Source organism: Parafrankia sp. EUN1f (assembly GCF_000177675.1).
Taxonomy (GTDB): domain Bacteria; phylum Actinomycetota; class Actinomycetes; order Frankiales; family Frankiaceae; genus Parafrankia.
This window is the reverse complement of the sequence record NZ_ADGX01000309.1, coordinates 1-3,596: the sequence shown is the minus strand read 5'-3', so window position 1 is coordinate 3,596 and position 3,596 is coordinate 1. Positions and strand designations below refer to the sequence as shown.

The following is a 3,596-nucleotide window of genomic DNA, read 5'->3' as shown; positions in this document are numbered from 1 at the left end:
CTGGTGGGCCAGGTCGACCTGGTAGAGGTTGACGCCGGTGCGCAGCTCGAACGTCTCCGCGACGCCGGCCCCGCCGACCCGGCTCGCCGTCTCCAGGAACAGGAACCGGCCGTCGCCTGTCCGGATCAGCTCGAAGTGGAAGGCGCCGTCGCGCTGGCCGAGGACGGGCAGTGTGCGGCGCAGCAGCGCCAGCGCCTCCGGTTCGTCCGGGGTCTGCGCGGAGCCGAGCGGGCTGCCGTGGGCGAAGTTCAGGCAGTCCCCGACGTAGACGCTGCTCGTCACGGTGCGGACGACGCCGTGGCGCAGGTAGCCGTCGAGGTGCCAGATCTGGCCGGGCACGAACTGTTCGACGAACACATCGGACGTGTCGGATGCCGCCGGGTGCGCGGCGAGGCGGTCGAGGATCTGCCGGGCGTCACCGGTCTCGATGCCGGTGCTGGACGCCTCCAGCCTGGGTTTGATCAGATACGTGCCGGTGGTGGGCGGGTTGCGGCGGAAGTCCGCGACGCTCCAGAACGCGGGCTGCGCGATGCCGGCGGCGGCGGCGCGGGTGCGCATCAGCCACTTGTCCCGCAGCGGCGCGATGTCGGCTGGCCGGTCACCGGGGATGCCGAACCTCTCGCGCAGGTGCGCCGCCGGCAGCAGGTCGTATTCGGAGCGGGCGATCAGCCGGTCCGCGCTGCCCAGCCAGTCGGCGTGCTCGGCGGCCAGCGCGTCGACGTCCGCGGTCGGGGTGGTCAGGACACGTCGGTCCGCACCGGCCGGCAGGCCGTCGGTGGTGCCGGTCGTGCTCAGGTAGCGCACGGTGTGGCGGTCGTGGTCGACGGCCAGGTCGTAGCGGATCTTCGCGAACGGGATGCGGTGCAGGATGACGATGTTCATGGCCGGTAGCCGATCTCCAGATAGGACTCCGTCTCGGTGACGAAGTCGGCCGGCAGGTGCGGGCCGAGCGCGGTGATGTCCCACAGCGCCTGGCCGACGAAGATCTCCCGATCGACGTGCGGCAGCGTGTCGCCCTCGTGGACGAAGACCTTGTCCTCCAGGACCTCGATCCGGCCCGGCCGCCGACTCAGCCGGGCGACGTGGCGCCCCGGCTCGCCGAAGAACACCCGGAAGAAGGTCCTGCGCACGCCGTCGCCCGCACGCTCGCCAGGCTCGTCAACCGGTGGCTGGTCAACCGGTGACTGGTCGGCCGTCCGCTGGCCGGTTGTCCGCTGGCCGGCCGTCCGCTGGTCGGCGTCTCCCAGCAGCAGGTCGATCCACCGGCCCATCAGGTCCACACCGCTGTGCAGCCGCGTGCTGGGGACGATGTACGCGCCGCCGATCCGCAGGTTGACCTCGACGATCTCCCAGGTGCCCCGGCTGGTGTACCGGGCCTCGACGTGATGCACGCCGGTGTCCACTCCCAGCGCCTTCAGCGCGAGCGTGATGTGGTCGACGCCGTGCGCGACCACCGCGGCGTCCAGCGAGACGGGTGGGCAGGCGCAGGCGTTCTCGAGCACCGTTCGCCCGGACTCACGCAGGTCGACCTTCTCGTGCACCGCGTGAACCGTCGCCGAGCCGCGCTCGACGCTGACCTCGAAGGAGCATTCCACGCCGTCGATGAACTCCTCGATGAGGAACGACGGGGTGCCCTCGAACGCGCCGGCGTAGGCGACGTCGCTCGCGGCGCGTTCCCAGAGCCGCTCCAGCTCGGCGGCCCCGGTGAGCCGGTCGGCGCGCTGCGCGCCCAGCGAGGCGAACCCGGTGCGCGGCTTGACGAAGTACCGGGACGGGTCGGCCAGGGCCGCGTAGCGCTCGTCGTCGAACGGCCAGGCCGCCACCTGCGACAGGCCGTGCTCACGCAGCTGCTCGCGCATCGTCAGCTTGTCCCGCAGGCCGCGGACGGTCTGTTCGGTCAGGTCACCGACGCCGAGCGAGCGGTTCGCGTACGCCATCAGCTCCCGGTAGGCGTCCCAGACCGTGATGCAGCCGAGCAGCCGGACACCGGCCGCCGACAGCCGTGCGAGCTCGGCGTCGACGTCGGCCTGGCGCACGGCGTGGCCGTCGGTTATGTGCAGCCCCGCGACCTGCGAGCGCCATTCCGGCGCGTCGGCGCCGGCGTCCTGCGCGGGACGCGACGACAGGACGTAGGGGGTGATCCCACGCTGGCGCAGGGCCTCGGCCAGCGGCGGCACCATGGTCTTGAGCTGGTGCGCGAGAATGAGAAAGCCAGAATTCCCAGCCATGCCGATAATCCGTTCTCGAGGACGCGGGCCGGGTCGGTGGCAGGTGTGCGGACCGCCACCGGCCCGACTGGATCAGACTGTGACCCGACTGGATCAGACTGTGAATCGACGTCAGGCCGAGTCAGGCCGACTGGAGCTCGGCGGTGCCGAAACGCTCGTGGATGTCCACGAAGAACTGCCTGAGCAGCTCCTGGATCTCGTCGAAGTACCGCTTGATGTCGACGATGTCCTGCTCGCTCTCGACGAAGAGGCTCAGGATGTTCCACATGTCCTGGGTGTGGTCCTCGACGAGGTCCGTGTTCAGGTGCGCGGCCTGGCCGACAATCATGTCCTTGCCGAGCGACGTGCGCATGGCCTTGATCTGCTTCGGGGTGATCTTCTGCGTGGTGTATTCCACCAGATAGCTGTAGCAGATCACGCCGAGCACCTTCTCGTGCTCCGCGACGAAGTACAGGTAGCCGGCCAGCAGGCGGGTGTAGAGATTCGGCTCGGTCGCGAAGATGTCCTCGGCCGAGAGCCCCACCTTCTCGGCGTCCTTCATGAACAGGACGTCGTGCAGCATCTCCTCGTCCTGATAGGCGGCGTAGAGCTTGGCCGCCTCGGCGTTGACGCGGGTTATCTTGTGGAGTGCGTAGGACTGCGCGGTGCGCATCAGCCGGATACGCCAGGCGTGCTCGATCAGCGTCTGCCGGTAGTACCGCATATGAATCTCGGTGCCTTCAAGGTGTCTCGCGAACGGTACGGTCGCGTTCCACTCCTCGATCTTCGCGTCGAGGTAGGTGTCGATGTCCTGCTTGGCCCGGGCGCTGTCGGCGCCGGAAAGGAACGGCTTGCGACGCAGCAGGGCGCTGTGGGTGAGGCGGTTCGAGGTCTGCATGTCACTACTCCCGGTGTCGGTAGAAGCTGGTAGAAGCTGGTTTCGGGCGGTCGCGCTCAGTTGATCTCGTCCAGGACGGCGTCGCCGTAGGCCCTGCTCTGACAGGCCAGGCGCATCGCGGGGCTCTCTTCGCCGAGGAGCCCGAAGAGCCGCTCCTCCCGTGCCGTCCGCGGCGACAGGTTCTCGCCGCCGCTCACGATCCGCACGACACAGATCCCACACCTGCCGGATCTGCAGCCGAACGTGATGATGTCGTCCATCTCGATGAGTTCAACACAACCATCGAATTCGACCGTCTCATCGGCGTTGACAAATTTCAGACTTGGCATTCGGCACCTCCATGCCGCCCGGTCGGACGGACAGCCGACCAGCCAGACGCAGAACCGTCGTCGACCACAGTGACTCCTTCAGCGCTCCGGCCCGGTTCCCCTGGACCAGAGGAAATCCGGCGCCTTCTCTTCGGACAGTCCCGGTGACTACAAGATCTTCTG

The 3,596-nt window shown here is 68.4% G+C and carries 4 protein-coding genes; all 4 read right to left on the bottom strand.

Annotation, left to right across the window (positions count from 1 at the left end):
• On the bottom strand, window positions 1-882 hold an 882-nt coding region (locus FREUN1FDRAFT_RS38410), incomplete at its 3' end, for an acetyl-CoA carboxylase biotin carboxylase subunit family protein (RefSeq protein ID WP_006545842.1).
• Window positions 879-2,228, bottom strand: a complete 1,350-nt coding sequence (locus tag FREUN1FDRAFT_RS38405; protein ID WP_006545841.1) for an acetyl-CoA carboxylase biotin carboxylase subunit family protein — start codon at window positions 2,226-2,228, stop codon at window positions 879-881. The genes FREUN1FDRAFT_RS38405 and FREUN1FDRAFT_RS38410, both read right to left, overlap by 4 nt.
• Window positions 2,229-2,349: 121 nt before the next feature.
• The gene (locus FREUN1FDRAFT_RS38400) at window positions 2,350-3,105 is read right to left on the bottom strand and encodes an iron-containing redox enzyme family protein (RefSeq protein WP_006545840.1); all 756 of its coding nucleotides are present in this window, start codon (window positions 3,103-3,105) and stop codon (window positions 2,350-2,352) included.
• Window positions 3,106-3,161: 56 nt separating this feature from the next.
• On the bottom strand, window positions 3,162-3,365 hold the full coding sequence (locus FREUN1FDRAFT_RS47260) for a 2Fe-2S iron-sulfur cluster-binding protein (RefSeq protein WP_235498268.1): 204 nt from the start codon (window positions 3,363-3,365) through the stop codon (window positions 3,162-3,164).
• Window positions 3,366-3,596 lie beyond the last annotated feature (231 nt).

Excerpts from the sequence above, each read along its gene's own strand:
- FREUN1FDRAFT_RS38405 (WP_006545841.1), bottom strand. The coding sequence starts at position 2,228 with ATGGCTGGGAATTCTGGCTTTCTCATTCTCGCGCACCAGCTCAAGACC.
- FREUN1FDRAFT_RS38400 (WP_006545840.1), bottom strand. The coding sequence starts at position 3,105 with ATGCAGACCTCGAACCGCCTCACCCACAGCGCCCTGCTGCGTCGCAAG.
- FREUN1FDRAFT_RS47260 (WP_235498268.1), bottom strand. The coding sequence starts at position 3,365 with ATGGACGACATCATCACGTTCGGCTGCAGATCCGGCAGGTGTGGGATC.